The sequence below is a fragment of the Mesorhizobium sp. M0296 genome, assembly GCF_040321675.1.
Classification (GTDB): domain Bacteria; phylum Pseudomonadota; class Alphaproteobacteria; order Rhizobiales; family Rhizobiaceae; genus Mesorhizobium.
In genome coordinates this window covers 16,631-39,511 of sequence record NZ_JAMYRZ010000049.1, presented here as the reverse complement: position 1 = coordinate 39,511, position 22,881 = coordinate 16,631, and the positions used below count along the sequence as shown (strand labels likewise).

Below are 22,881 nucleotides of genomic sequence, written 5' to 3'. Positions count from 1 at the left end.
CGAAAGCTCATCATCCTCGCAAACGCACTACTCAGGGACAATCGGACCTGGACACCATCTCTCCCTTGACCAACACGGATACTCTAGGCCCGATGCTGCATAGTTGCTCGACGCGCTGACGATGCCTCTCAGCTTCCGGGTGAACCGAGCTGCTCCGCATCCCAGAACTGGTCAAGCCAGATGTTGAGCTTCAGGAAGCCGGCATTGCTGACCGTATAGACGCGCCTGGTGCCTTCCGGCTTGGCGTTGACCAACCCCGCATCAAGCAGCACCTTCAGGTGCTGCGAAACGGCCGGGCGGGACACCGGCAAGCCGGATGCCAATTCGTTGACGGTCTTCGGTCCGCGCCGGAGCTCTTCCAAGAGATGGCGCCGGTTGGGATCGGCAATCGCCATGAAGGCGTCGGAAAGCATCATGCCTTATTTGTGGGGCAAAGCGCCTCGAATCTCAACTGTCGGCTTCAGCTTTTCTACGCGGGTCGAGCCGCAACGCTTCCGGCGTCACCGAGCGATCGGCGGGCTGGGTCTTGAAGGCATCGCGGCCTTCGATCGGCACCGGCGCGCGACGGCTGATGCGCAGCAGCGTATAGCCAGCCAGGCTGAGATGCGCGAGCGCAGTGGCCAGGAACAGCCCCTCAGGGCGCATCCAGCCCATCAGGCCGGCGGCCACCAGCGGACCGATCATCGTGCCGAAGCCATAAAGCAGCAGCAGGCCGCCCGACACTTTGACGAAGTCCTCCGATCGCGCATGGTCATTGGCATGCGCCACCGCGATCGAATAGAGCGTGTAGGCGAAGGCGCCGTAGGCGGCGGTGCAGACGATGACGAAGACGCCGGAGCGCGGTTCGAACAGGAAGATGGCGATGGCAAACAGCGCAGCGCCGAAGGCCGCGCCCGCCAGCACGAAACGACGGTCCGTCGTGTCGGAGAGCCGCCCGGCCGGAAGCTGCATGGCGGCGCCGGCGATGACCACGAGGCTCATCATCAGCGCGATCTCGGCTGTCGAGATGCCGATGCGCGCTCCATAGACGGCACCAAGTGTACCCCAGGCGCCGTTGGCGATGCCGATCAGCACGCAAGCGATCGCCGACACCGGCGAATTGACGTAGAGCCCCTTGACGTCAAGCGACACGTCCTGCAGCGGCTTGGGGTGAGACGCCGTCGAGACCGCCGTCGGGATCAGCGACAGGCAGAACAGAATGCCGGTGATCATGAACAGCGACGCCGATCTCACATCGCCGCCGGCAACGATCATCTGACCGCCCATGATCGAGGCATAGGTGACCATCATGTAGAGGCCGAAGACGGTGCCGCGGTTTTCGTTGGTGGCCTTCTCGTTGAGCCAGCTTTCGATGACCATGAAGGCGCCGGCCATGGTGAAGCCGGTGAAGGCGCGCAGCAGGATCCAGGTATATTCGTCGATGATCAGGCCGGTGAGCAGTGCGACGATCGCTCCCGATGCGGCAAAGGCGCCGAAAGCCCTGACATGACCGGCGCGGCGCACGATGCGTGGCGCAAAGAAGCAGCCGGTGACGAAGCCGCCGGCCCAAGCCGTGCCCATCAGGCCGAGCGATGCCGTCGAGAAGCCCTCCACCTGGCCGCGCAGCGGCAACAGCAGACCGTGCAGTCCGGATGCCGCCAACAGGAACGCGGTGCCGCGCAGCAGCGAGAGGATCGGTCTGTAGCTTGCGAACATTTTTCAATCCGGCTGGGGTTTAGGGCACAAGTCTGGAGACAGCGGCATTCGGGCTTTTCGGCGGCGTGCCCGAGCTTTTGGAATTACCCGCAGTAACTACCCGCGGCGAAACAGCGCCTCTGCCGCCGACTTGGTCGAGCCCTTGGTCTTGAGCTCGGCTTCCAGCCGGGCGATCTCGTCGCGCAGGATGCCGATCCGTTCGGACAATTCATCGACGGAAAGCAGCGACAGATCCTGCCCGATCTCGTGCGGGCGCGCTTTCTTCTTGGGTTCGTCGTCGAAGATCGCCATCGTCGCTCCTCCGTGATTGCCCATTTGCCTGATTTGCCAATGAGCATACATAGGGCAAGGGTATGGATGCAAATGGCGGGCAAGAGCTGGCACGAGAAACCGGCGGAGCACGACGGGAAAATTCATGGCGAACGCACAGAAAATTCCGGCGAAGATGATGGCGATCGCCATATCGGAACCGGGCGGGCCGCGGGTGCTGAAAGCGGAAACCCGCGACGTACCGGTTCCCGGTCCCGGCGAGATCCTGATCCGGGTGCGGGCCGCCGGCGTCAACCGGCCGGACGTGCAACAGCGCAAGGGCGCCTATCCGCCACGGCCGGGAGCGTCGGATCTGCCGGGCCTGGAAGCAGCAGGCGAAGTCGCTGCCCTTGGTGACGAGATATCGCGCTGGCGCGTCGGCGACCGGGTCTGTGCGCTGACGGCGGGCGGCGGCTATGCCGAATATGTCAGAGTGCACGCCGGCAGCGTGCTGCCGCTGCCCGCCGGCTTTACCTACACCGAAGCGGCGGCGCTGCCGGAAAACTACTTCACTGTTTGGCACAATGTCTTCGAGCGCGGCGGCCTGAAGAGCGGCGAGACCCTGCTCGTGCATGGCGGCTCGTCGGGTATCGGCACCACGGCGATCCAGCTTGCTGCCGCTTTCGGCGCCTATGTCGTCACCACCGCCGGCAGCAAGGAGAAATGCGACGCCTGCCTCAAGCTCGGCGCCGACCGGGCGATCAACTACCGCGAGGAGGACTTCGTCGCCGCAGTCAAGGAGGCAACCGGCGGCAAGGGTGCCAATGTCATCCTCGACATGGTCGGCGGCGACTATGTGGCGCGAAACTATGAGGCTGCAGCCATGGAAGGCCGCATCGTCCAGATCGCGACGCAGGGCGGGGCGGTGGCGAGCGCCGATTTCTTCAAGATCATGGCCAAGCGGCTCGTGCACACAGGATCGCTGCTCAGGCCACGCACCGTGGAGTTCAAGGCGGCAGTTGCGGCTGCGCTGGAGGCGCAGGTTTGGCCGCTGCTCGGCACGCGCAAGGTTGCGCCGGTGATGGATACGATCTTCCCGCTCAAGGAAGCGTGGCGGGCGCATGAGCGGATGGAGGAGGGTGAGCACATCGGCAAGATTGTGCTCGATGTCGCCTGACGGCCCGCAAACAGGCTGAACGAAAGCTTAATGGTGCAATGCAACAAACGCATTGCGGCCATGCAAAAGCGTCTGTTCAATTTTTCATCGCCGATGCCTATTTACGCGGCATCAAAACGATGGAGGACTATCATGAACCCGATCCGCGCTTTCCGTAACTGGCGCATGTACAACGAAACCGTGCGCGAACTGAACCGGCTGAATGCTCGTCAGCTCAACGACCTCGGCATCAACCGCGGCGACATCGAGAGAATCGCCCGCAAAGGGCTTTAATCTCGAGCACGATCCCGCTCGAAGACCGGGCGCTGCTTTTCGGCAACGCCGAGCCGCGGTTCGGGATCAAGCTTTAGAAGCCAGAGCCGCAGCAGACGGATTTCCGTCGCCGGTTCCGAGCCCGCCCGACCTTGGTCTGGCGGGCTTTGTCTTTTTGAAGCTTTCGACTGCATGGCGTCATCTGCCGACCCTTCGCGGTCTGCTGGTCGCGCTGCCGTGCCGTCCTTGACGCGCGCCTGCCAAAAACATTGCGAAACGGCGAGCGAGCGGTTATATAGACCGCGATTTTCCCATTTTGGTGGCTCTAAACCACCGCCCGCGCGGGAACGCGGGCGAACGAGAAGGATTTTTGTAATGGCCAATACGCTGCTGATGCCAAAGGCGACCGCCGTCTGGCTGGTTGACAACACAGCGCTTTCCTTCGAGCAGATCGCGCAGTTCTGCGGACTGCATCCGCTTGAGGTCAAGGCGATCGCCGACGGCGAGTCGGCGCAAGGCATCAAGGGCATGGACCCGATCATGACCGGCCAGCTCACTCGCGACGAGATCGCGCGCGCCGAGAAGGACGCGAACCACCGGCTGAAGCTCTCGGATCCCAAGGTGCGGGTGCCGGAATCCAAACGCAAGGGTCCGCGCTACACGCCGCTGTCGAAGCGCCAGGACCGGCCCAACGCCATCCTCTGGCTGGTGCGCAACCATCCCGAGCTCAAGGATGCGCAGATTGCCCGCCTTGTCGGCACAACGAAGTCGACGATCGACCAGATCCGCGACAGAAAGCACTGGAACTCCGCCAATCTCCAGCCGATGGATCCGGTGACGCTCGGCCTGACGTCGCAGATCGACCTCGATATGGAAATCAACCGCGCCTCGCGCGGCCGCGAGCAGGCGCAGCCGGTCGGCGATACGCTGCTGCCGGCCGCCTTGACCGAACGGCTGGTGCCGGCGCCCGAAAAGCCGAAGGACGAGGACCGCGAACTTGACGCCAACGCCGTCTTCGCCAAGCTTTCAGCGCTGAAGTCGAAGGACAAGGACGCCGACGAAGAGGAATAGGTCTGGCATCCAAAACAAAAAGCCCGCTTTCAAGCGGGCTTTTTTGTGATCTTCCGTGTCAGCTTCGCGCCGCCCGGTCCGGCGCCATGCCGTAATCCTCGCTGCGCTCCACCGCGCGATAGAAATCGGCGAGCTGCTTGCCGCGCTCCGGCTTGAAGGTGCGGCCGGCGATGACCACCGAGGCGATGCGGTCGATGCGGAAGGCGCGGAAATCGCCGCGCATCTCACACCAGGCGACCAAGGTCCACACCTTGCCCCAGAACCACAGGCCGAGCGGGCGGATGTCGCGCGCGGTGCTGCGGCCGGCCTCATCCGAATAGTCGATGGTCAGCACCTGACGTTTCTCGATGGACCGCTCGATCAGGTCGATGGCTTCGCGGGCGGCATCGCTTACCACCCACATCGGCGTGTGGATCTCGGTACGGGCGATGCGGTCCTTTTCGGCGTCGGGCAACACGGCGCCTATCTTGACCAGCGCCTCGTCGGCGGCTCGCGCCATGGCCGCGCCACCAAAGGCGCGCACCATGCGGGCGCCGGCGACCAGCGCGACGATCTCGTCACGCGTGAACATCAGCGGCGGAAGGTCGAAACCCTCCCTCATCATGTAGCCGACACCGGCCTCGCCGTCGATCGGCACGCCGGTCGACTGCAGGTCTGCGATGTCGCGATAGATCGTCCGCTCGGAAACCTCGAGCCACGTGCCCAGCTTCTGGGCGGTGACCAGACGACCACCACGCAGATGCTGCACGATTTGGAAGAGCCTGTCGGCGCGGCGCATCGTATGGTCCCTCGGCGTCTATCGTTCCAGCCCTTCGCGCTTGCGCTGCGCGGCGACGAAGGCCGCGCCGAAGGACAGTTTCTTCGTTGTCGGCGTGCTTGCGTCGACCACCCGCCAGAACGGCGCAACATCGCCCAGCGCCATACCACGCTCAAGATCCTCGTTGGCGGCCTCGGCGACGGTGCGCAGATGATAGCCGATGGTGACCGGACATGTCATCTCGGCACCGTGCTCGATGGCGAGAGCGGTGCGCAAAGCGCGGATATTCATGTCCATGCCTTCGGGGATAGAGCGGATGAATGCGTGGACCTGGCGAGCTGTAGGAACCAGCATCGGCTGGCCTTCGACGACGTCGCCGATGGTGCGTGGCGACGGTGTTATGCCGTTGATGCCAAGCGTGTTCAGCCTGTCGTTCCAGCTTTTCATCGATCGTCCTCTCGGCCATCCGGCTCCGGCGGCCATTGCACTATGGCACGAGCCTCCTGACACCATACTGTCAGGAGGCTTCAGCATGCCCATTTCAGCTCGTCGCCAGGTCGCATCCAAACGCCACGCGGAAAGCTTGCCTCAATTGCCGCCATTGCGGCGGTCGCCATACATGTCCGGCCAACCAATATCCTTGCGGATGTCCGCCGGCAGGGTGTTCATGAATCGCTGGGTGCGGATCTCATTGCGGATCGTCCGGATCTTGCCGACATAGTGCTGCACGCTACGCAGAATGGTAATACCGTTCATGGCTGGTCTCCTCTCTTTCGATGCAGGCACTATCGCACACCCCTGCTGACAGCAGTCTGTCAGGAGGGTGCGGCTCTCATGACCGGCGTTCCGATTTATCCATCGAAGTGACAAGGCAGTGCTGAAAAGAGGCTTGCCGCAGTGGAAGCCGGCGATCCCGGAGCCGCTTTGACAGCCAGCCGCGATGCTGATCAAAGGCTGCATGTCGAAACTTCTCGCGCTCGTCATCATCTTCATGATGGTCATCCAGCTCATCAAGCCGCTCGGCTGGCCCGGGCTGAAGCGGCGCAGCGATTTCTGGAAGCTGGCGCTGCTGGCGATGGCGGCGATTTCGATTACGGCGGTGCTCGGGCACTGGACGTAATGCATGTCGCGCAAAATTGTGCAGCGGTTTTGCGACAACGACATGCATAAAAACAAGAACCTGAAGCGCGTCGGATGAGACCAATCGAACGCGACGCGCTTTAGTGCGGGCGGCCCGCTACGCGACGCCCGGTTCGTTGGCGAGCACCACGCTGACCAGATGTTCCGCCCAGGCTCGGTAGCCGGCTTCCGAAGCGTGAAATCCATCCGATGCGAAGCCGGCATCGGCATCCGTGATCGGCAGCCGGGGCGCCGGTATGGCGCCGCGTTCGAGGCAAAGGCGCTCGCCCATCCGGTTCACCTCGACGGCGCGGATTTCGAGGATCTTGCCGAGCAATGGCGGCATTGCCGGAGCCCGGGTGAACTCCAGCACCGGCGACCACACCACGCGCGCTTCCGGCCATTTGGCGCGCAGCGCGTAGAGCAGGCCGCCAAACTCGCGCTTGAAGCGCGGTACGGAATGAAAATTCTTGGTGTCGTTGGTACCGATGGCCAGCACGATATGCGTCCACGGATCGGCCGATAGATTGGGCAGCACATGATCGCGGATCTGGCCAGAGGTTGCCGAGTTGAAGCCGGCCGCCCGCCAGCGCACGGTGCGGCCGGTGCGTTGCGCAATCAGAACTGCCAGTTGCGCGGCCAATCCGTTTTCGGAATTGCCGATGCCGACCGAGGCGGCGGAGGAATCGCCAAGCACCAGAACCGAGATTGCTGGCGCCAGGCCAGATATCTCGTGCATGACCGGACCTTGTGCCGGCAGCATGCGGGCGGTGCGGCGACGCACGCCAAGTCCTTGCCAGACATAAACCGGAAAGGCGAGCCAGGTGAGAAGGGTCGGAAAGCGCCGCATGGCAAGTCCCTTTTAGGGCATAGCGAACAGCACTTAGCGCATGTTGCACTGAAGGTGAACGACCTTGCAGCGACACCCTTGTCGCCTCAATGGCAGCAGTCATGTGTTCCGGATCGGTCTTCATACTCGTCGTGCAGCCGCACCCAGTCGCCGAGGCTATGATGCGGGCCAGTTTCGTTGCGGCCTTTCGGCGTCAGGTCGAGATAGTGATAGGCGCCGATCAGCGGATCGCCGCCTCTGGAGCGCGAGATGAAAGTCAGGAAGATGTCGCCTTTCTCGTCGCGATAGAACACGCTGGTGCCGGGAAGGTCTTTCGATCTCAGCGCGCGCTGCTCGAAATTGTAGGTCGTGTCGCCGGCCGCGATCTGCTTGTCGGTGAATGACACCTGCATGTCGAAGTTGAAGTCCGAAGCGTAGGACGACACCCAGTCGAATTTCCAGCCCATGCGCTGCTTGTAGGGCAGCAATTCAGCCAGTGGCGCGCGCGCTACCACGACAAGTGAGACATCGTGATGCCTGAGATGCTGGTTGGCGCCGTCGATGTGGTCGGCAAGAAATGAGCAGCCCTCGCAGCGATAATCGGCGCCCGGCCCGAACATGAAATGGTAGACGATCAGCTGGCTGTTGCCGCCGAGCAGGTCGGGCAGTTTCTTTGGCCCTTGCTCGGTCTCGAAGACGTAGTCCTTGCGGATCTTCAGCCACGGCAGTTCGCGGCGTTCGGCGGCGACACGATCGCGAAAGCGCATCAATTCCTTTTCGCGCGCCAGATGCGCCTTGTGCGCCTGAAACCAGTCTTCCTGCGATACGGTCTTGTTGTTTGGCATAGGTCTGCTCCTCTTTTCACGGAGGACGATCGGCAGCGAGGAATGCCGACACAGAGCTGCATTTTTAGTTGCAGGAAATTGCAGACCTTGCTGCTTTCAAACAAACCCGGGCACATGGCCCGGGTCGGAGGGAACGCAACCTGAATTCCGTCAGGCGGCTTGCTCCAGCGTCGGCTGCCATTGTCCAAGCGCTGCCAGATGGTTCATGTGGGCGCGATGGGCGAAGGCGGCCTGCGCGGCGGCGACGTTCGCCGGCTTGCCGCTCCAGGCCTTCTGCGGAGCGGCCTGCAAGGCGCGGCCGTAGGAGAAGGTCAGCTTCCACGGATGCGGGCCGATAGCGTTGATGGCATTGAGGTTGGCGGTCGCCTGCTCGTCCGTTTGTCCGCCTGACAGGAAGGCGATGCCTCCGATCGCGGCCGGCACCGTCTCGCGGAACAGTTTTATGGTCTTTTCGGCGACTTCCTCGGGGCTGCTGACCTTGCCTGATTTCTTGCCGGCCAGCACCATGTTCGGCTTCAGGATGGTGCCTTCGAGCACGACGCGGGCCGCATAGAGCTCGGTGTACAACTTTGTCAGTGTCGCCTTGCTGATCTCGTAGCAGGTGTCGATGTCGTGGGCGCCGTCCATCAGCACCTCCGGCTCGACGATCGGCACGATGCCGGCCTCCTGGCAAAGCGCGGCGTAACGGGCGAGCGCATGGGCGTTCGAGCCGATCGAGGTGGCGGAAGGCACGCCCTTGGCAACATCGATGTCGATCACCGCGCGCCATTTGGCGAAGCGGGCGCCGAGCTTGTAGTATTCGGCAAGGCGTTCGCGCAGGCCGTCGAGGCCCTCGGTGACGGTGTCGCCGGGGAAGCCGGCCAGCGGCTTGGCGCCGGCGTCGACCTTGATGCCGGGGATGGCGCCTGATGCCTTGATGATGTCGACCAGCGGTGTGCCGTCGGCGGCCTTCTGGTGAATGGTCTCGTCGTAGAGGATGACGCCGGAAATGTACTTGGTCATTGCATCGCTGGCGCGGAACATCATCTCGCGATAGTCGCGGCGACTGTCGGCGGTCGACTCGACACCGATGACGTCGAAGCGCTTCTTGATGGTGCCGGAGCTCTCGTCGGCGGCCAGCAGGCCCTTGCCATTGGCCACCATCGCGGCGGCAATGTCCTCGAGACGTTCGCTCATCGTGCTTCTCCTGAAAGAATTGATCCGCGCCCAGCAGACCACCAGAGCAACGCAGGTTCAAGTCGAACCATTTCGTCAAACAAGCGCGAATCGATTGAAATTCGCGGGCGCACTCCTTCGCGCTGCTCTTGCGGCCGCGCTCAGCGCTTCAAGACGTCGACGCCGGGCAAGGGCTTGCCTTCCATCCATTCGAGGAAAGCGCCGCCGGCCGTCGAGACATAAGTGAAATCATCGCTGACGCCGGCATGATTGAGCGCCGCCACCGTGTCGCCTCCGCCAGCGACCGAGATCAGTCTGCCGGCCTTGGTGCGCGCTGCCGCGTGCCTGGCCGTCGCCACCGTTGCATGGTCGAACGGCTCGATCTCGAAGGCGCCGAGCGGCCCGTTCCAGACCAGCGTCGCGGCGCGGTCGATCCATTCGGCAATGGTTTTCACGGTCTTTGCGCCTACGTCGAGGATCATGCCGTCGGCCGGCACGTCTGCTATGGCGACGGTCTCGCTGGCGGCGCCGGCCTTGAACTCCCTGGCGACAACGCCGTCGGCGGGCAGGATGATGGCGCAGCCGGCCTCGGCCGCCTCGATCATGATCTGCTTGGCGGTGGTCGCGAGATCATGCTCGCACAAGGATTTCCCGACGTCGGTGCCGCGCGCCGCTAGAAACGTATTGGCCATGCCGCCGCCGATGACCAGCGCGTCGACCTTCTTCACCAGGTTCATCAACAGGTCGATCTTGGTCGAGACTTTGGCGCCGCCGACGATGGCGACAACCGGGCGGACGGGATTGCCAAGCCCCTTTTCCAGCGCATCGAGCTCGGCCTCCATGGTGCGGCCGGCGAACGCCGGCAGCACATGCGCCAGCCCTTCCGTCGACGAATGGGCACGGTGCGCAGCAGAGAAGGCGTCGTTGACGAAGATATCGCCGTTAGCGGCGAGCTTTTCGGTGAAGGCCGGGTCGTTCTTCTCCTCGCCCTTATTGAAGCGGGTGTTCTCGAGCAGCAGCACGTCGCCATTATTCATGGCAGCAACGGCATTTGCCGCCTTGTCACCGATGCAGTCGGCGGCAAAGCCAACCGGACGGCCGAGCACGTCCGCCGTCGCCTTGGCGATCGGCTCGAGCGAGAATTCCGGCGCAGGTCCATCCTTGGGCCGGCCGAAATGGGCAAGCAGGATGACCTTGGCTCCCTTGCCGGAGAGCTCGGCAATGGTCGGCGCAATGCGCTCGATGCGGGTGGCGTCGGTGACCTTGCCCTCGGTGACGGGAACGTTGAGGTCGACACGCACCAGCACACGCTTGCCGCTGATATTGCCGATGTCGTCCAGTGTCTTGAAGCCGGCCATGCTGATCCCTTTCACGAAAAATCGCGGGGACCTTACCCCGCATCGACGACGATGCAAGACCTGCCTAACGGTTCACCGAAAATATGATTCACGTATCGAGGACGAAGTGCCACGGGGAGCGAGATGGGCAGCAATGGCGCAAAACGCTCCGACATATGGCTTTACCGGTTGCGTACCACGATGCAGGCGCCGCCGACGCTTTGCAGCTTGTCGCAGATCGTGTCGGCCTTGGCTCTGTTATCGGCGCCGATCCGCACGGCATAGATGCCGCGCCTGCCGATCGGGGTACGGACCCGGCTGACCACCGGATCGTGGCCGGCAAGCATTGCCGGGAACCGGCTTTTCACTCTCAGCCACTGGTTGAGCGCCGCGGCGCGGCGAAAATTGCCGGCCACCTGCACGCCCCACGGCTTGATGTTGATCGACGACATCGGCACGGTTCTGGACATGATCACCGGCAGCTCGCGGCAAGCAGCAGCGAAACTCGCCTTCTTGTCGAGCGGCCGGATGACGCCGGCGTAGGCCGTATTGGTGAAGTTGTCGGCCGGCTCGCCCATGACGTCCAACACGTAGCTTTCGGTCTCCATCGGCAAGAAGCCGCCGGAATGCAGCCAGCGCGTCACCCGGCTCTCGCCGGCATTGTAGGCTGCGGCGGCGAGGCCGAGATTGCCGAAACCGGATTTCATTTCGGCGAGGTATTTTGCCGAGGCCGGGATCGCCTGTTCGATGTCGAAGGAATTGGCGAGCCCGCGCATCCTGGCGGTGCCCGGCATGAACTGGGCAATGCCTTCGGCGCCGACCGGGCTGACCGCATTGGGATCGAAACGGCTTTCCTTCCAGATCAACCGGGCAAAGAAATCCCTGGGCAGCCCGTTCCGGTCGGCATGGGCCTCGATCAGGTTGCAAACCTGGTCGATCAGCTTCTTTTTGGCGGGCCGTGGTGGATCGGCCTGAACGGCTGTCGCCCAGATCAGCCCGCAAATGAGAACCAGCGCCGCGCCCAGCAAACGCCGCATTCAACTACTCCGCCGCGGCTTTGTCGTGCTGCCCGAACCGCCGTTCGATATAGTCGGCGACCATCTTCTCGAAATCCGCGGCAATCGATGGGCCGCGCAGCGTCGCCGCCTTCTTGCCGTCGACGAACACCGGGGCGGTCGGTGTCTCACCGGTGCCGGGCAGCGAAATGCCGATATCGGCATGTTTGGATTCGCCCGGACCGTTGACGATGCAACCCATCACCGCGACCTTGAGGTTCTCGACGCCGGGATAGCGTTCGCGCCACACCGGCATGTTCTTGCGCAGGTCGGCCTGGATGTTCTGGGCAAGCTCCTGGAACACGGTCGAGGTCGTGCGGCCGCAGCCCGGGCAGGCGGCGACGATCGGCACGAACTGCCTGAAGCCCATGGTCTGCAACAGCTCCTGCGACACCTGCACTTCGCGTGTGCGGTCACCGTTCGGCTCCGGCGTCAGCGAGATACGGATGGTGTCGCCGATCCCTTGCTGGAGCAGGATGCCCATGGCCGCGGACGAGGCGACGATGCCTTTCGAGCCCATGCCGGCCTCTGTCAGGCCGAGGTGCAGCGCATGGTCGGATCGGGTGGCAAGCTCGGTGTAGACGGCGATCAGATCCTGCACGCCGCTGACCTTGGCCGACAGGATGATCTTCTCGCGCGCAAGGCCGATCTCTTCGGCCATTTCGGCCGACAGGATCGCCGATTGCACGATTGCCTCGCGCGTCACTTCCTGCGCGGTCAGCGGAAAGCCTTGGGCCTGGTTGTCATCCATCAGCCGGGTCAGCAGCTCCTGGTCGAGCGAACCCCAGTTGACGCCGATGCGCACCGGCTTGTCGTATCGGATCGCCATCTCGACGATTGCCGCGAACTGCCGGTCCTTCTTGTCCTTGAAACCGACATTGCCGGGGTTGATGCGGTACTTGGCCAAGGCCGCGGCGCAGGCCGGATGATCGGCCAGGAGCTTGTGGCCGATATAATGGAAATCGCCGACCAGCGGCACGTTGATGCCGAGCCGCTCCAGTCGCTCGCGGATGGCCGGCACAGCGGCAGCGCTTTCGTCGCGGTCGACCGTTATGCGCACGATCTCGGAGCCGGCGCGATGCAGCGCCGCCACTTGCGCGACCGTCTGGTCGACATCGGCCGTGTCGGTGTTGGTCATCGACTGGACGACGACTGGGGCGCCGCCGCCGACAATCACGCCGCCGACATCGACACCGACCGACCTGCGGCGTGGGAAGGGTGAGGAAAAATATCCGGTCATGCCGGCTACCTTTAATCTTGAAGGTCCGGGCATGAGGTGGAGGAGCAAAGATGGCTTGTCAATGGCAACTGGCGCGCAGGCCCAGCAAATCGGAAACAACAAGACGGCAGCTTGCCGCAAATCCATGAGCGTTTCCGGCAGCATAGAGACATGCCACCGGAAAGATCGCGCTCCGGGTGGCGCTTCTAGTCCTGGAAGGGTTTCAGTGGGTCGTCGGTTTCGCCTTCAGTTTTTCAATCTCGTCCTTGAGCGCCAGCTTGCGCCGCTTGAGATTCACGATTTCGAGGTCGTCTACCGATGGATGGGTCATCGCATCATCGATTTCGCGTTCGATGTCGCCGTGTTTCCGCTGCAGCTCATCAAGATGGGATGCAAGAGACATGATTGGTTCTCCCTTTCATGGTTTCCTCGGATTGCAGCCGTCATGGCACGTCCACCGCAGGCTCGCTTCTATGACGGCATAATGACAGTGTGCCACCATCGCGCACCGATGTCGAATGCTGCGTGGTAGCATTCCACGCCAATATGAAATGTGATATGGGCTGCGCGCCGGTGCAAGAAGCCCCGGTCCCGCCCAATCAGGCCCATAGTTTGGGCGCCGCAGACGTGCAGACGGTAAAAATGTCCGATCAGGAACAGGCAGATATCCGCCTCGAATATTCCCGGCTGAAGCAGGAACACGCCGATTTCGACGCGGCCATCAATGCGATGATCGCCATGAATTGCGACCCGCTGCAGATCCAGCGCATGAAGAAAAAGAAGCTTTTCCTGAAGGACAGGCTGATGGCGCTGGAAGACAAGATCATTCCAGACATTATTGCTTGAACGAACGCCATTGTTTGAACGAACGCCGGCGGGGCCTGCTGGAAAAGCGGTTATGCCGCGATCGAAAGCCGTGCGGCGCGCTCGCGCAACAACGCTATCAGGTTGTCGGTCTTTTCGGTCGAGGTATCGATCGGAACCACCAGGCACATCGTCGCCTCGACCCTGCCCGGCGCTGAAAAGACCGGCGCGGCCAGGCATTTCGTGTAGGCATCGACAAGGCCGGAGGTGACGCAGTAGCCGGCCGACTTGGCGACGGCGATGTCGTCTATGAAATCGTCGAGTTGCAATCTGCGGCCGTCCGGCAGCACGAGATCGTCCTCGGAGACCATATCCTCAATCGCTGCCCTGTCGAAGCCGGCGAGGAGCAGTCGCCCGGAAGCTGTCCAGGGGAGCGGTATTTGCAGACCGGTCGCCGAGCTGATCCGGAATGGCCTCGTTCCCGGGCTTGAATGGACGATGGTGTAGCGGCCGCTTTGCAGCATGCACAACTCCGAGGTCTCGCCGGTCTCGCGTGACAGATGATCGACTTCCTGGCGCCCTCGCCTGAGCAGGTCGTTGCCCCGCACATAGTCCATTCCGTAGAGATAGAGCTTCTTTCCGAAATAGACCCGATTGCCGTCTCCGGCCATCTCCAGCAGGCCTGCGTCGACCAGCGAGCGCACAAGCGTATAAGTCGTCGAACGCGGCGCGTTTACCCCCTTGGCAAGGTCGCCGATGCCGATCGCACGCTGGGTCGTGTGGAGAAACTCCAGAATCTGGAGGACCCGGTTGAGGCCCTTCTCCCGAGAAACCGAGTTCTTGTCTTCGTCCAGACCGGCGTCCGGTCGAGCGGCCAAGGCATTACCTTCTTGCATTATCGATTCCTGATGTTAATCTGTCTTGTACAGAGTACAGGCGTCCCTTGTAAGGGACAATGGCGTCAGTTGCAACCGATGCCTGTATTACTGCTCCAAAGGGGAACACAACACGAAAGGAGGTCGCCGTGAACGACACATCCAAAAGGCGTGAATTTCTGAAACTGGGAATGGCCGGGCTTGCAACGGCCGGAGTGATGAGCGCCGCTACCGCGGTCGACGTTCAGAAAGCGGCGGCCCAGGCAGCGCCGGACAGCCTGCTGCGCACCGTCCTCGAGCGCGGCAAGGTGATCGTCGGGACCGGCAGCACCAACGCGCCCTGGCATTTCGAGAACGACGCCGGCGAACTGGTAGGCATGGACATCACCATGGGTCGCATCCTCGCCAAGGGGCTTTTCGACGATCCGACCAAGGTCGAATTTGTCATGCAGGATCCGGCTCAGCGCATTCCGAACGTGACCACCAACAAGGTCGACATCACCATCCAGTTCATGACCATGACCGCCCAGCGCTCGCAGCTGATCCACTTCTCCCGACCCTACTACGTCGAAGGCATCGCCTTGCTGACCCTTCCGAACGCCGAAAACAAGACCTTCGACAAGCTGCTTGCCGGCGGTTCGGCGACGCGGATTTCCATCCTGCAAAATGTCGATGCCGAGGCTAACGTGCATATCGTCCTGCCGGAGTCGCAGGTGATGCAGATAGACACGCAGGCCAACGTGCTGCAGGCCTTGGAATCGAAGCGCGTCGACGCCGCCGCGGTCGATCTGTCAACGGTACGCTGGCTCGCCTCGCGCAATCCGGATAAGTACTTCGATGCCGGCAAGAGCTGGTTCTCGATGCTTTATGGTGCCGCGCTGCGGCAGGGCGACCTCGACTGGCTGACCTTCGTCAACCAGACCTTCACCATCGCCATGTTCGGCCATGAAACGGCCCTCTACGACGCTGCGTTCAAGGATTATTTCGGACAGGAGCCGCCGGCGCGCCATCCCGGTTTCCCGGTCATCTGATGCAAGCAGGCGGAAGGACAACGTCCTTCCGCCTTCTCTCATCACAGCCCTCCATGACGAGGACGCATGGGTTATACTCTCAACTTCAACCTTATCTGGCGGCATTTCGACAAGCTCTGGGGCGGACTGCTGCTAAGCCTCGAACTGGCCGTCATCTCGATCGCGATCGGCATCGTCATCGGACTCGTTCTGGCGGTCTGGTACGTGTCGGCCGGGCGTGCGGTGCGGACCATCATCGCGGGGTATGTCGAGTTCATCCGCAACGTGCCGCTGATCCTGCTCGTCTATCTGGTCTTCTACGGCTTGCCGACGGTGGTCGACATTACCTACAGCGCGCAAACCTCATTCATTGCCACGCTGTCGCTCTACAGCGGCGCCTACCTGGTCGAGGTGTTTCGCTCGGGGCTCGAGGCGGTGCCGCGCGGTCAGCTCGACGCCGGCAAGGCAATCGGCCTGACGCCATGGCAAAGGCTGCTCGATGTGCGCCTGCCGACGATGCTGCGCATAACCCTGCCGGCGCTTTCCAACACATTCATATCGCTCTTCAAGGATACGTCCGTGGCGTCGGTCATCTCGGTACCCGAACTCACCTATGGCGCCCAGTGGATCAACTTCAACACGTTCCGCATTGTCGAAGTCTATCTGGTGGTGACGGCAATGTACCTGTTGACCGGCTACACGCTGCTTTTCGCGCTGCGGCTCGTCGAGCGCCGGTTCAAGGCGGCGCGCTGACATGCTGAGCCAGATCATCTACGCCTTGCCGTTCCTCGCCGAAGGCTTTGCCGTAACCTTGTGGGTGTCGCTGCTGGTCGTGGTGTTATCGCTCATCGCCGGCGTGTTGATGGGCGTCGGCCTTGTCTATGGTCCTTTTCCGCTACGCTGGGCAGTGCGCATCTTCAGCGACACCATACGCGGCATTCCGATCCTGGTGCTGATCTTCTTCGTCTATTACGGCCTGCCCGCGGTAGGGCTGCATCTGGAATCCTTTTGGGCGGCCGTGTTCGCCCTCACCCTCTTCAAGACCGCACAAGTCGTCGAGTATCTCAGGGGCGCCGTCGGCTCGATTCCCAAGGGTCAGTCCGAGGCGGCGATGGCGATCGGACTGACCTTTCGCCAGCGGCTGGTCTACGTCATTTTTCCGCAGGCGTTCAGGCGCTTCCTGCCACCCTGGATCAATGGCGTCACCGACGCGGTGAAGGGCAGCGCGCTGGTCTCGCTGCTCGGCATCACCGACCTCATGCAGGCAATCAACCAGGTCATCGGCCGCACCTATGAGGCGATGCCACTCTACATTCTCGGTGCGCTCGTCTACTTCGCCGTCAACTACGCCCTCTCCTTGGCCAGCCGGCGCCTGGAGCGGCGTTTCTCCTTCATCCGGGAATAGCACGATGTCCAACGCCTCGCACCAGAATCCGGCACTTCTCGATGTCACCGAGGTTTCCAAAGCCTTTGGATCCGTCGAGGTCCTGCGCTCCGTCAGCCTGCAAGTGACGCGCGGCGAGGTCGTGACTATCATCGGCCCCTCCGGCAGCGGCAAGACCACGCTACTGCGCTGCGTCAACTTCCTGGAGAGCTACGACAGCGGCTCGATCCGTATCGACGGCAAAGAAGTCGGCTATCGCGAGACGGGAACACGCCAGCGACGCAGCGAGCGCGACCTGGCGGCGATGCGAGCCGAGACCGGAATGGTGTTCCAGAGCTTCAATCTGTTTCCGCATTTGACTGCGGCCGGCAACATCATGCTTGGCCTGCGCAAGGTGCGCGGCAAGAGCAATGCCGAGGCCCGCACCATTGCCGAGCACTGGCTCGGCCGCGTAGGCCTCGCCCACAAAGCCGACAGTCTGCCGGCCGAGCTTTCCGGCGGCCAGCAGCAGCGCGTCGGCATCGCCCGCGCCGTGGCGATGGAGCCGAAGATATTGCTTCTCGACGAGATAACCTCGGCGCTCGACCCCGAACTGGTTGGCGAGGTGCTCGAGGTCGTGCGCAGCCTCGCCGAAGACGGCATGACGATGCTGATGGTCACGCATGAAATGGCTTTTGCGCGCGACGCATCGAGCCGCATCGTTTTCATGGCGGATGGCGGCGTCAGTGCCGTCGGACCACCCGCCGAGATTCTGGCGGCGGGGTTCGACAATGAACGCCTTCGCAGTTTCCTGGCGCGGTTTCGCGCCTCGCATTTTTGACATCGGACGGCGAAAGCTGTCGCAAGGAGCTTTTATGACGCCTTACATCCGGCTCGCGGAATTGGGCCTGACACTGCCCGAGCCGCCGAAGCCCATCGCCAACTTCGTCACCTATGCCGAGAGCGGACGGCTGATCTTCCTCTCCGGCCAGGGGCCGTTGCGCGCCGATGGCGCGCTCTGCACCGGCAAGGTCGGAGAGGATGTCAGCGTTGAAGAGGCCTACGGGCATGCGCGTCTGACCGGCCTGAACCTGCTCGCCGTCATGCATGCGGCGGCCGGCGACCTCGGCCGCATCGTGCGCGTCGTCAAGCTGCTTGGCTTTGTCAATGCGACGCCGACATTCAGCGAGCACCCCAAGGTGGTGAACGGCTGTTCCGATCTTTTCGCGGCCGTCTTTGATACGCTTGGCGGACATGCCCGTTCCGCGATCGGTGTCGGCTCGCTGCCGGGCAACATCACAGTTGAAATCGAGGCGGTCGTCGAGATCGCCGCCTGAAACCTTAAACAGGATCTACAGAGATGACGACCTATGCCGCTGACCGTTCCAATACGACAATCCGCGAACGGCTTGGCCTTCGCCCAATCATCAATGTCTCCGGCACGATGACGGCACTCGGTGCTTCGATCATCGTGCCAGAAGCGATTGCCGCAATGTCGGAAATGGCCTCGCAATGGGTCGAGATGGACGATCTGCAGCGCGCCGCAAGTAGGGTGATTGCACGCCTCACCGGCGGCGAGGCCGGCTTCATCACCGCATGCTGCGCCAGCGGCATAACAATGGCGATTGCCGGCGCGATGACCGGGACCAGCCTTCTTGCGATCGAGCGGCTGCCGGACGACACCGAGGGCCTCAAATCGGAGGTCATCGTTCAGCTTGGTCACATCGTCAATTATGGCGCGCCGATCGACCAGTCGATCCGGCTTGCCGGAGCCAAGGCAGTGCCTGCCGGCACGGTCAGCGTCACCCAGGATTATCATGTTGCCGAGGCGATCCGGGACCGGACGGCGGCAGCCCTCTACGTCGTTGCGCACCACACCGTGCAATACGGCATGCTCTCGCTTGAGGAGCTCTGCGAGATTTGCCACGCCAAGGGCGTGCCAGTGATCGTCGACGCCGCCTCGGAATACGATTTGCGTGGCTTTCTGGCGCGCGGCGCCGACATTGTTGTCTACAGCGGGCACAAATTTCTCTCAGGGCCGACAAGCGGCATCGTTGCCGGCCGCAAGGATCTGGTACGGGCCGCCTATCTCCAGAACCGGGGCGTTGCGCGCGCCATGAAGGTCGGCAAGGAGAGCATTGCCGGCACTATGGCGGCCCTGGAAGCCTGGGAGCGGCGCGACCATGCCGGCATTCGCCAGCGGGAAGAAGCCGCACTGCATCTGTGGAAAGACGCATTGCAAGGACTGCCCGGTATCGTCGCGCATGTCATTCCCGATCCGACCAGCAATCCGCTCGACCGCCTGCAGGTGTTTGTTACGCCCAAAAGCCGCTTCACCGCCGCCGGCCTCGCCTCGGCGCTTGCGGCGGGTTCGCCGCCCGTGATCGTGCGCAACCACGAGGTGGAGCGCGGTCACTTCTTCCTTGATCCGTGCAATCTCCATCCCGGCGAGGCGGAGATCGTTGCCGAACGCCTGCGGGCGGTGTTGAGTGCTGCCGATCGGCCCGCGGATGCGATGAAACCCGCTCGCAAGCAATCCGCCGGAGCGCTGCGCTGGCCGGACTAGACAGGGCGTGGTCGAGCCAGTGCCTTCCAGCGCCGGCTTCGCATCGGGCCAGTGCGCCATCACGGCAGTGTGAATGACCTTTTAGTCTTCGGGCGGAATAAACCACCCCGCCCATTGGTCTCCCAAACAGACGCCATTTCCGGCGTGCAGGAGACCGGTATGACCCACCACCACGACAATGAAGCTGACTGCATCAGCCGCCGTCATGCACTGGAATGCATGATCTGGGCCGGCACGGGAGTGCTGTGGACAATTTCGGCCGGCGTGCCGGTTTCGCTCAGCCTGCTCGGTGCGTCGCAAGCCGCCGAGGCCTTGGCCACCGGCTTCACTTTCCTCCAGATCTCCGACAGCCACATCGGCTTCGACAAGGCTGCCAACCCGCACGCCATCGACACGCTGAAGGAGGCCATCGGCAAGATCCAGGCGTTGCCGCAAAAGCCCGCTTTCATGATCCACACCGGCGACATCACCCATTTGTCGAAAACCGCGCAGTTCGACAACGCTGCCCAGATCATCGGCGGCGCAGGCTTCGACGTGCATTATGTGCCCGGTGAGCACGACCTGATCGATGACGGCAATGGCCAGGCCTATCTCGACCGCTACGGCAAGGGCACCAAGGGCGCTGGCTGGTATTCGTTCGACCAGAACGGCGTCCATTTCATCGGGCTGGTCAACGTCGTCAACCTGAAGGCTGGCGGGCTGGGCAATCTCGGCGCCGACCAGTTGGCATGGTTGGCCAATGATCTGAAGGCGGTCACCGCCTCGACGCCAATCGTCGTCTTTGCCCACATCCCGCTATGGGCTGTTTATCCCGAATGGGGCTGGGGCACCGACGACGCGGCGCAGGCCTTGGCCCTGCTCAAGCGCTTCGGCTCTGTCACCGTACTCAACGGCCATATCCACCAGATCATGCAGAAGGTCGAAGGCAACGTTACCTTTCATACCGCGCGCTCGACCGCTTTCCCGCAACCGGCGCCGGGCACCGCAGCCTCACCCGGGCCGATGACGGTACCTGCCGGCCAGTTGCGCAGCCTGCTCGGCACGAGCAGCGTGACAGTCAAGCAAGGCGGGCAGGACCTCGCCATCATCGACAGCACGCTGGCCTGAGGGAAATGCGATGATCCGCTTCCCATCCCGCGTCTTGGTCGTATCCCCTGTCACGTTCGGTTTGGCGGCGATCCTGATAATGGTTGCCATGCCACTGAACGCAGCAGGCCAGCCAATGGTCAAGATCGAGAACTTTGCCTTCACACCGGCGGTGCTGACGGTAAAGCAGGGCACTACCGTGACCTTCGAGAATGACGACGACATCCCGCATCTGGTGGTCGCCAACGATGCCTCGTTTCGCTCCAAGGCGCTTGACACCGGTGACACATATGCCTTCACCTTCACCAAAGTGGGCAACTATGCCTATTTCTGCGGGCTTCACCCGCACATGCAGGGCAGGATCACCGTCGCTCCGTGAGGATTTTCGGAAGGTTCTGCCCGGGATGCCGGGCGATGCGACGGTGTTGAACCAAGAGGCCGCGACCGAGCGCTTTCGCGAGGTGGTTCTGCCCCATCTCGCGGATGCGCTTGCGCTTGCCCGCTGGCTGACCGGCAACGCCGCCGACGCGGAGGATGTGGTGCAGGAGGCCTGTTTGAAGGCGCATGCGGGCATCGCCGGCTATGCCGGCGGCAATGCGCGCGCCTGGCTGCTGGCGATCGTGCGCAACGCCTCTTACTCCTGGCTGGCGCGCAACCGGCCGCGCAGTATCGTCGCCGTCGGCGACCTGAGCGACCTCGATGACATGACGGCTGCATATGGCGCCGGCCTGCCGGATACGGATAGTCCTGAGGCAAGCCTGATCGCCAAGGCCGACACGGCCGCACTCGAGGCGGCGATCGCCGCGCTGCCGCACCAATTTCGCGAGACTGTGGTGCTGCGCGACATCAACGGCCTCAGCTATCGCGAGATCGCGACGCTGCTTGGCGTGCCGCTAGGCACGGTGATGTCGCGGCTGGCGAGCGCGCGCGGTCTGCTGATATCCCAACTTGGGAGGGCGCCATGAGCGCGCACAACGATGGACTGCCCGATGACCCGGCGGGCGTGGAGCTGATGATCCATGCCTTGGTCGATGGCGAGCTCGACGCAGCAGCAGCATTGGCTGTCGAGCGACGCATCGCGGCCGATCCGGCGCTCGCCGCCGAGCATGCCCGCATCGTGGCGCTGCAGTCCGCTGTCGGCAGGCTGGCGCTGCCACAGGTCAGCGACGCCCTCAATGCGCGCATCGCGGCGATCGGCGCGACTGGCGAGGCACAGGATCGGCCGGCGCCGACGCGGCCGCCGCAAACCGTGCCAACCCACATGCGGCCAACCCAAACGCGGCCGGGCCGCTTCGGCGCGTTCGACTGGCGCGCAATGGCGGCATCGATCCTCGTCACCGCCGTGCTGGCCAGCGGCGCGACGCAATGGGTGATGCTCAGCGGGGCGCCCGACAGCTTTGCAACGGCGGTCGCCAGCGGCCACCGCCGCAGCCTGCTGGCCGCCAGCCCGGTGGACGTCGTCTCGTCGGACAGGCATACGGTCAAACCCTGGCTCGATGGCAGGGTCGGTCTGTCGCCGCCTGCGCCAGACCTTGCCAATGACGGTTTCGCATTGCTCGGCGGCCGGGTCGAGGTGATCGCCGACCAGCCGGTGCCGGCACTGGTCTACCGCCATCGCGAGCACCTGATCACCCTCGTCGCCGCGCCACAGCAAACCGGCTCGACAACCGCGCCGGTCGATCTTTCTGCCGGTGGCTTCTCGCTGGTGCACTGGAGCGACGGCGCCTTTTCCTATTGGGCGATTTCCGATACGGAACGGCCCGAGCTCGACGATTTCGTCACGCGTTTCCGGGCGGCAGCCGCCCGGTGAAGCGACCGTGCCGGCGCAGCGACAGAAACCGTGGAAGCGGCCACCCGTTCCGGGTAGTCTCTCAGTTTGAATTTGCCGCGGCGTCAATCGTCGTCAACCAACTGTCGCTCGACGCGCCGAACTCCTATATGCCGTACAGAACAATTGAGGGATAATGAATAACGAGACTTTTGCTATCAAGGATGACTTCTCGAACGATTTGGAAGTTCGTTACACAAATAATAATCTTCGGTTCGTCATCACTGATACGTTACCTTGGACAGATGACGAGGCGACAACTGCGCACCTGGCGATCATATCGGCGAGAGCGGACTCTTACCTGCAGATTGCGAGAAGCGATCATTTTCGGCAGAGGTATCCGGGAACCTTGGTGACTGTCGTACTTCGATTCCACCACGACCCCACTCCACCTGCAAAGATGGTTTTATCCGAAATCTCAAAGAGACTCGCAAGCGACGGTATGCGTTTCCTTCACGGTATGGTTGCGGGATAGAAGGGACCTGCTTAGCGGCGGCGACGTTCGCAAATTTCAAACTGAGACACTACCCGTTTCGGGCCATCCTTGCTGTTCCACCCGAATTCCGCTAATGCGCGCTTTTGCCGCCGG

Annotated in this window: 31 protein-coding genes; 16 read left to right on the top strand and 15 right to left on the bottom strand. The window is 62.7% G+C overall.

Annotation, left to right across the window (positions count from 1 at the left end; translation table 11 throughout):
* Window positions 1-128: 128 nt before the first annotated feature.
* From NKI97_RS30910 to NKI97_RS30900, 3 genes are all read right to left on the bottom strand, one after another.
* The gene (locus NKI97_RS30910) at window positions 129-416 is read right to left on the bottom strand and encodes an ArsR/SmtB family transcription factor (RefSeq protein WP_023678497.1); all 288 of its coding nucleotides are present in this window, start codon (window positions 414-416) and stop codon (window positions 129-131) included.
* A gap of 31 nt (window positions 417-447) precedes the next feature.
* A complete protein-coding gene (locus NKI97_RS30905) occupies window positions 448-1,695 on the bottom strand; it encodes an MFS transporter (protein ID WP_023678496.1) in 1,248 nt (415 codons plus the stop codon).
* A gap of 96 nt (window positions 1,696-1,791) precedes the next feature.
* On the bottom strand, window positions 1,792-1,986 hold the full coding sequence (locus tag NKI97_RS30900) for a DUF1192 domain-containing protein (RefSeq protein ID WP_023678495.1): 195 nt from the start codon (window positions 1,984-1,986) through the stop codon (window positions 1,792-1,794).
* 124 nt (window positions 1,987-2,110) lie between these two features.
* Between NKI97_RS30900 and NKI97_RS30895 the strand changes: the two genes are divergently transcribed.
* Complete coding sequence (locus NKI97_RS30895; protein WP_352838128.1) at window positions 2,111-3,121, top strand: NAD(P)H-quinone oxidoreductase; 1,011 nt, start codon at window positions 2,111-2,113, stop codon at window positions 3,119-3,121.
* A gap of 132 nt (window positions 3,122-3,253) precedes the next feature.
* On the top strand, window positions 3,254-3,394 hold the full coding sequence (locus tag NKI97_RS30890) for a DUF1127 domain-containing protein (RefSeq protein WP_023678493.1): 141 nt from the start codon (window positions 3,254-3,256) through the stop codon (window positions 3,392-3,394).
* Here the strand turns inward: NKI97_RS30890 and NKI97_RS30885 are convergent.
* Window positions 3,391-3,756 (bottom strand): hypothetical protein, encoded by a 366-nt coding sequence (locus NKI97_RS30885; RefSeq protein ID WP_352452477.1) that lies wholly within the window; start codon window positions 3,754-3,756, stop codon window positions 3,391-3,393. The two genes, NKI97_RS30890 and NKI97_RS30885, sit on opposite strands and share 4 nt — an antisense overlap.
* Here NKI97_RS30885 and NKI97_RS30880 point away from each other — a divergent pair.
* Complete coding sequence (locus NKI97_RS30880) at window positions 3,749-4,444, top strand: DUF1013 domain-containing protein (protein ID WP_023678492.1); 696 nt, start codon at window positions 3,749-3,751, stop codon at window positions 4,442-4,444. The two genes, NKI97_RS30885 and NKI97_RS30880, sit on opposite strands and share 8 nt — an antisense overlap.
* A gap of 58 nt (window positions 4,445-4,502) precedes the next feature.
* Here the strand turns inward: NKI97_RS30880 and NKI97_RS30875 are convergent, their stop codons facing one another.
* The 3 genes from NKI97_RS30875 to NKI97_RS30865 form a co-directional block, all read right to left on the bottom strand.
* Entirely contained in the window at window positions 4,503-5,222 is a 720-nt protein-coding gene (locus NKI97_RS30875) for a helix-turn-helix transcriptional regulator (protein WP_023678491.1), read from the bottom strand.
* Between the two features lie 18 nt (window positions 5,223-5,240).
* Window positions 5,241-5,648, bottom strand: coding sequence for a hypothetical protein (locus tag NKI97_RS30870; RefSeq protein ID WP_352746016.1), 408 nt, complete (start codon window positions 5,646-5,648; stop codon window positions 5,241-5,243).
* A gap of 141 nt (window positions 5,649-5,789) precedes the next feature.
* Window positions 5,790-5,957, bottom strand: a complete 168-nt coding sequence (locus NKI97_RS30865) for a hypothetical protein (RefSeq protein ID WP_023678489.1) — start codon at window positions 5,955-5,957, stop codon at window positions 5,790-5,792.
* A 202-nt stretch (window positions 5,958-6,159) separates the two neighbouring features.
* Between NKI97_RS30865 and NKI97_RS30860 the strand changes: the two genes are divergently transcribed.
* A complete protein-coding gene (locus NKI97_RS30860; protein ID WP_352540257.1) occupies window positions 6,160-6,321 on the top strand; it encodes a hypothetical protein in 162 nt (53 codons plus the stop codon).
* Window positions 6,322-6,438: 117 nt separating this feature from the next.
* Here the strand turns inward: NKI97_RS30860 and NKI97_RS30855 are convergent, their stop codons facing one another.
* The 7 genes from NKI97_RS30855 to NKI97_RS30825 form a co-directional block, all read right to left on the bottom strand.
* Entirely contained in the window at window positions 6,439-7,170 is a 732-nt protein-coding gene (locus NKI97_RS30855) for an SGNH/GDSL hydrolase family protein (RefSeq protein ID WP_352746013.1), read from the bottom strand.
* Between the two features lie 86 nt (window positions 7,171-7,256).
* Window positions 7,257-7,994, bottom strand: a complete 738-nt coding sequence (locus NKI97_RS30850) for a DUF899 domain-containing protein (RefSeq protein WP_352838125.1) — start codon at window positions 7,992-7,994, stop codon at window positions 7,257-7,259.
* A gap of 150 nt (window positions 7,995-8,144) precedes the next feature.
* Window positions 8,145-9,170, bottom strand: a complete 1,026-nt coding sequence (locus NKI97_RS30845) for a class I fructose-bisphosphate aldolase (protein WP_352452480.1) — start codon at window positions 9,168-9,170, stop codon at window positions 8,145-8,147.
* Between the two features lie 140 nt (window positions 9,171-9,310).
* A complete protein-coding gene (locus NKI97_RS30840; RefSeq protein WP_352746021.1) occupies window positions 9,311-10,507 on the bottom strand; it encodes a phosphoglycerate kinase in 1,197 nt (398 codons plus the stop codon).
* Between the two features lie 161 nt (window positions 10,508-10,668).
* Window positions 10,669-11,523, bottom strand: coding sequence for a lytic transglycosylase domain-containing protein (locus tag NKI97_RS30835; protein WP_352746007.1), 855 nt, complete (start codon window positions 11,521-11,523; stop codon window positions 10,669-10,671).
* Between the two features lie 4 nt (window positions 11,524-11,527).
* The gene (ispG, locus tag NKI97_RS30830; RefSeq protein ID WP_352683417.1) at window positions 11,528-12,781 is read right to left on the bottom strand and encodes a flavodoxin-dependent (E)-4-hydroxy-3-methylbut-2-enyl-diphosphate synthase; all 1,254 of its coding nucleotides are present in this window, start codon (window positions 12,779-12,781) and stop codon (window positions 11,528-11,530) included.
* 202 nt (window positions 12,782-12,983) lie between these two features.
* On the bottom strand, window positions 12,984-13,163 hold the full coding sequence (locus NKI97_RS30825; protein ID WP_023678481.1) for a YdcH family protein: 180 nt from the start codon (window positions 13,161-13,163) through the stop codon (window positions 12,984-12,986).
* Between the two features lie 239 nt (window positions 13,164-13,402).
* On the opposite strand from NKI97_RS30825, the gene NKI97_RS30820 reads away from it, so the two are divergent.
* Complete coding sequence (locus tag NKI97_RS30820; RefSeq protein WP_023678480.1) at window positions 13,403-13,606, top strand: YdcH family protein; 204 nt, start codon at window positions 13,403-13,405, stop codon at window positions 13,604-13,606.
* Window positions 13,607-13,656: 50 nt separating this feature from the next.
* Here NKI97_RS30820 and NKI97_RS30815 read toward each other — a convergent pair whose 3' ends face one another.
* Window positions 13,657-14,460, bottom strand: a complete 804-nt coding sequence (locus NKI97_RS30815; RefSeq protein WP_352683415.1) for an IclR family transcriptional regulator — start codon at window positions 14,458-14,460, stop codon at window positions 13,657-13,659.
* Between the two features lie 128 nt (window positions 14,461-14,588).
* Here NKI97_RS30815 and NKI97_RS30810 point away from each other — a divergent pair, with 128 nt between their 5' ends.
* The 11 genes from NKI97_RS30810 to NKI97_RS30760 all read left to right on the top strand — a co-directional run bounded on the left by NKI97_RS30810 (window position 14,589) and on the right by NKI97_RS30760 (window position 22,767).
* Window positions 14,589-15,470, top strand: coding sequence for a transporter substrate-binding protein (locus tag NKI97_RS30810; protein WP_031212143.1), 882 nt, complete (start codon window positions 14,589-14,591; stop codon window positions 15,468-15,470).
* A 66-nt stretch (window positions 15,471-15,536) separates the two neighbouring features.
* Entirely contained in the window at window positions 15,537-16,202 is a 666-nt protein-coding gene (locus tag NKI97_RS30805) for an amino acid ABC transporter permease (RefSeq protein ID WP_352746000.1), read from the top strand.
* 1 nt (window position 16,203) lies between these two features.
* On the top strand, window positions 16,204-16,854 hold the full coding sequence (locus NKI97_RS30800; RefSeq protein ID WP_023678476.1) for an amino acid ABC transporter permease: 651 nt from the start codon (window positions 16,204-16,206) through the stop codon (window positions 16,852-16,854).
* A gap of 4 nt (window positions 16,855-16,858) precedes the next feature.
* Window positions 16,859-17,653, top strand: a complete 795-nt coding sequence (locus NKI97_RS30795) for an amino acid ABC transporter ATP-binding protein (protein WP_023678475.1) — start codon at window positions 16,859-16,861, stop codon at window positions 17,651-17,653.
* A gap of 34 nt (window positions 17,654-17,687) precedes the next feature.
* On the top strand, window positions 17,688-18,149 hold the full coding sequence (locus tag NKI97_RS30790; protein WP_023678474.1) for a RidA family protein: 462 nt from the start codon (window positions 17,688-17,690) through the stop codon (window positions 18,147-18,149).
* Between the two features lie 23 nt (window positions 18,150-18,172).
* Complete coding sequence (locus tag NKI97_RS30785) at window positions 18,173-19,378, top strand: aminotransferase class V-fold PLP-dependent enzyme (protein WP_352838123.1); 1,206 nt, start codon at window positions 18,173-18,175, stop codon at window positions 19,376-19,378.
* 159 nt (window positions 19,379-19,537) lie between these two features.
* The gene (locus NKI97_RS30780) at window positions 19,538-20,485 is read left to right on the top strand and encodes a metallophosphoesterase family protein (RefSeq protein ID WP_352745996.1); all 948 of its coding nucleotides are present in this window, start codon (window positions 19,538-19,540) and stop codon (window positions 20,483-20,485) included.
* 10 nt (window positions 20,486-20,495) lie between these two features.
* Window positions 20,496-20,843, top strand: coding sequence for a cupredoxin domain-containing protein (locus NKI97_RS30775; protein ID WP_352452488.1), 348 nt, complete (start codon window positions 20,496-20,498; stop codon window positions 20,841-20,843).
* A 25-nt stretch (window positions 20,844-20,868) separates the two neighbouring features.
* On the top strand, window positions 20,869-21,429 hold the full coding sequence (locus tag NKI97_RS30770; protein ID WP_502907136.1) for a sigma-70 family RNA polymerase sigma factor: 561 nt from the start codon (window positions 20,869-20,871) through the stop codon (window positions 21,427-21,429).
* Window positions 21,426-22,274, top strand: a complete 849-nt coding sequence (locus NKI97_RS30765; protein WP_352452489.1) for an anti-sigma factor family protein — start codon at window positions 21,426-21,428, stop codon at window positions 22,272-22,274. Before NKI97_RS30770 ends, NKI97_RS30765 begins: the two co-directional genes overlap by 4 nt.
* A gap of 154 nt (window positions 22,275-22,428) precedes the next feature.
* Window positions 22,429-22,767, top strand: a complete 339-nt coding sequence (locus NKI97_RS30760) for a DUF6572 domain-containing protein (protein ID WP_352452490.1) — start codon at window positions 22,429-22,431, stop codon at window positions 22,765-22,767.
* The last annotated feature ends 114 nt before the right edge of the window (window positions 22,768-22,881 follow it).

Excerpts from the sequence above, each read along its gene's own strand:
- NKI97_RS30765 (WP_352452489.1), top strand. The coding sequence starts at position 21,426 with ATGAGCGCGCACAACGATGGACTGCCCGATGACCCGGCGGGCGTGGAG.
- NKI97_RS30800 (WP_023678476.1), top strand. The coding sequence starts at position 16,204 with ATGCTGAGCCAGATCATCTACGCCTTGCCGTTCCTCGCCGAAGGCTTT.
- NKI97_RS30840 (WP_352746021.1), bottom strand. The coding sequence starts at position 10,507 with ATGGCCGGCTTCAAGACACTGGACGACATCGGCAATATCAGCGGCAAG.
- NKI97_RS30865 (WP_023678489.1), bottom strand. The coding sequence starts at position 5,957 with ATGAACGGTATTACCATTCTGCGTAGCGTGCAGCACTATGTCGGCAAG.
- NKI97_RS30855 (WP_352746013.1), bottom strand. The coding sequence starts at position 7,170 with ATGCGGCGCTTTCCGACCCTTCTCACCTGGCTCGCCTTTCCGGTTTAT.
- NKI97_RS30910 (WP_023678497.1), bottom strand. The coding sequence starts at position 416 with ATGATGCTTTCCGACGCCTTCATGGCGATTGCCGATCCCAACCGGCGC.
- NKI97_RS30820 (WP_023678480.1), top strand. The coding sequence starts at position 13,403 with ATGTCCGATCAGGAACAGGCAGATATCCGCCTCGAATATTCCCGGCTG.
- NKI97_RS30850 (WP_352838125.1), bottom strand. The coding sequence starts at position 7,994 with ATGCCAAACAACAAGACCGTATCGCAGGAAGACTGGTTTCAGGCGCAC.
- NKI97_RS30880 (WP_023678492.1), top strand. The coding sequence starts at position 3,749 with ATGGCCAATACGCTGCTGATGCCAAAGGCGACCGCCGTCTGGCTGGTT.
- NKI97_RS30815 (WP_352683415.1), bottom strand. The coding sequence starts at position 14,460 with ATGCAAGAAGGTAATGCCTTGGCCGCTCGACCGGACGCCGGTCTGGAC.
- NKI97_RS30860 (WP_352540257.1), top strand. The coding sequence starts at position 6,160 with ATGTCGAAACTTCTCGCGCTCGTCATCATCTTCATGATGGTCATCCAG.
- NKI97_RS30790 (WP_023678474.1), top strand. The coding sequence starts at position 17,688 with ATGACGCCTTACATCCGGCTCGCGGAATTGGGCCTGACACTGCCCGAG.
- NKI97_RS30760 (WP_352452490.1), top strand. The coding sequence starts at position 22,429 with ATGAATAACGAGACTTTTGCTATCAAGGATGACTTCTCGAACGATTTG.
- NKI97_RS30785 (WP_352838123.1), top strand. The coding sequence starts at position 18,173 with ATGACGACCTATGCCGCTGACCGTTCCAATACGACAATCCGCGAACGG.
- NKI97_RS30770 (WP_502907136.1), top strand. The coding sequence starts at position 20,869 with ATGCCGGGCGATGCGACGGTGTTGAACCAAGAGGCCGCGACCGAGCGC.
- NKI97_RS30845 (WP_352452480.1), bottom strand. The coding sequence starts at position 9,170 with ATGAGCGAACGTCTCGAGGACATTGCCGCCGCGATGGTGGCCAATGGC.
- NKI97_RS30805 (WP_352746000.1), top strand. The coding sequence starts at position 15,537 with ATGGGTTATACTCTCAACTTCAACCTTATCTGGCGGCATTTCGACAAG.
- ispG (WP_352683417.1), bottom strand. The coding sequence starts at position 12,781 with ATGACCGGATATTTTTCCTCACCCTTCCCACGCCGCAGGTCGGTCGGT.
- NKI97_RS30835 (WP_352746007.1), bottom strand. The coding sequence starts at position 11,523 with ATGCGGCGTTTGCTGGGCGCGGCGCTGGTTCTCATTTGCGGGCTGATC.
- NKI97_RS30795 (WP_023678475.1), top strand. The coding sequence starts at position 16,859 with ATGTCCAACGCCTCGCACCAGAATCCGGCACTTCTCGATGTCACCGAG.
- NKI97_RS30870 (WP_352746016.1), bottom strand. The coding sequence starts at position 5,648 with ATGAAAAGCTGGAACGACAGGCTGAACACGCTTGGCATCAACGGCATA.
- NKI97_RS30905 (WP_023678496.1), bottom strand. The coding sequence starts at position 1,695 with ATGTTCGCAAGCTACAGACCGATCCTCTCGCTGCTGCGCGGCACCGCG.
- NKI97_RS30875 (WP_023678491.1), bottom strand. The coding sequence starts at position 5,222 with ATGCGCCGCGCCGACAGGCTCTTCCAAATCGTGCAGCATCTGCGTGGT.
- NKI97_RS30895 (WP_352838128.1), top strand. The coding sequence starts at position 2,111 with ATGGCGAACGCACAGAAAATTCCGGCGAAGATGATGGCGATCGCCATA.
- NKI97_RS30825 (WP_023678481.1), bottom strand. The coding sequence starts at position 13,163 with ATGTCTCTTGCATCCCATCTTGATGAGCTGCAGCGGAAACACGGCGAC.
- NKI97_RS30775 (WP_352452488.1), top strand. The coding sequence starts at position 20,496 with ATGATCCGCTTCCCATCCCGCGTCTTGGTCGTATCCCCTGTCACGTTC.
- NKI97_RS30900 (WP_023678495.1), bottom strand. The coding sequence starts at position 1,986 with ATGGCGATCTTCGACGACGAACCCAAGAAGAAAGCGCGCCCGCACGAG.
- NKI97_RS30780 (WP_352745996.1), top strand. The coding sequence starts at position 19,538 with ATGACCCACCACCACGACAATGAAGCTGACTGCATCAGCCGCCGTCAT.
- NKI97_RS30890 (WP_023678493.1), top strand. The coding sequence starts at position 3,254 with ATGAACCCGATCCGCGCTTTCCGTAACTGGCGCATGTACAACGAAACC.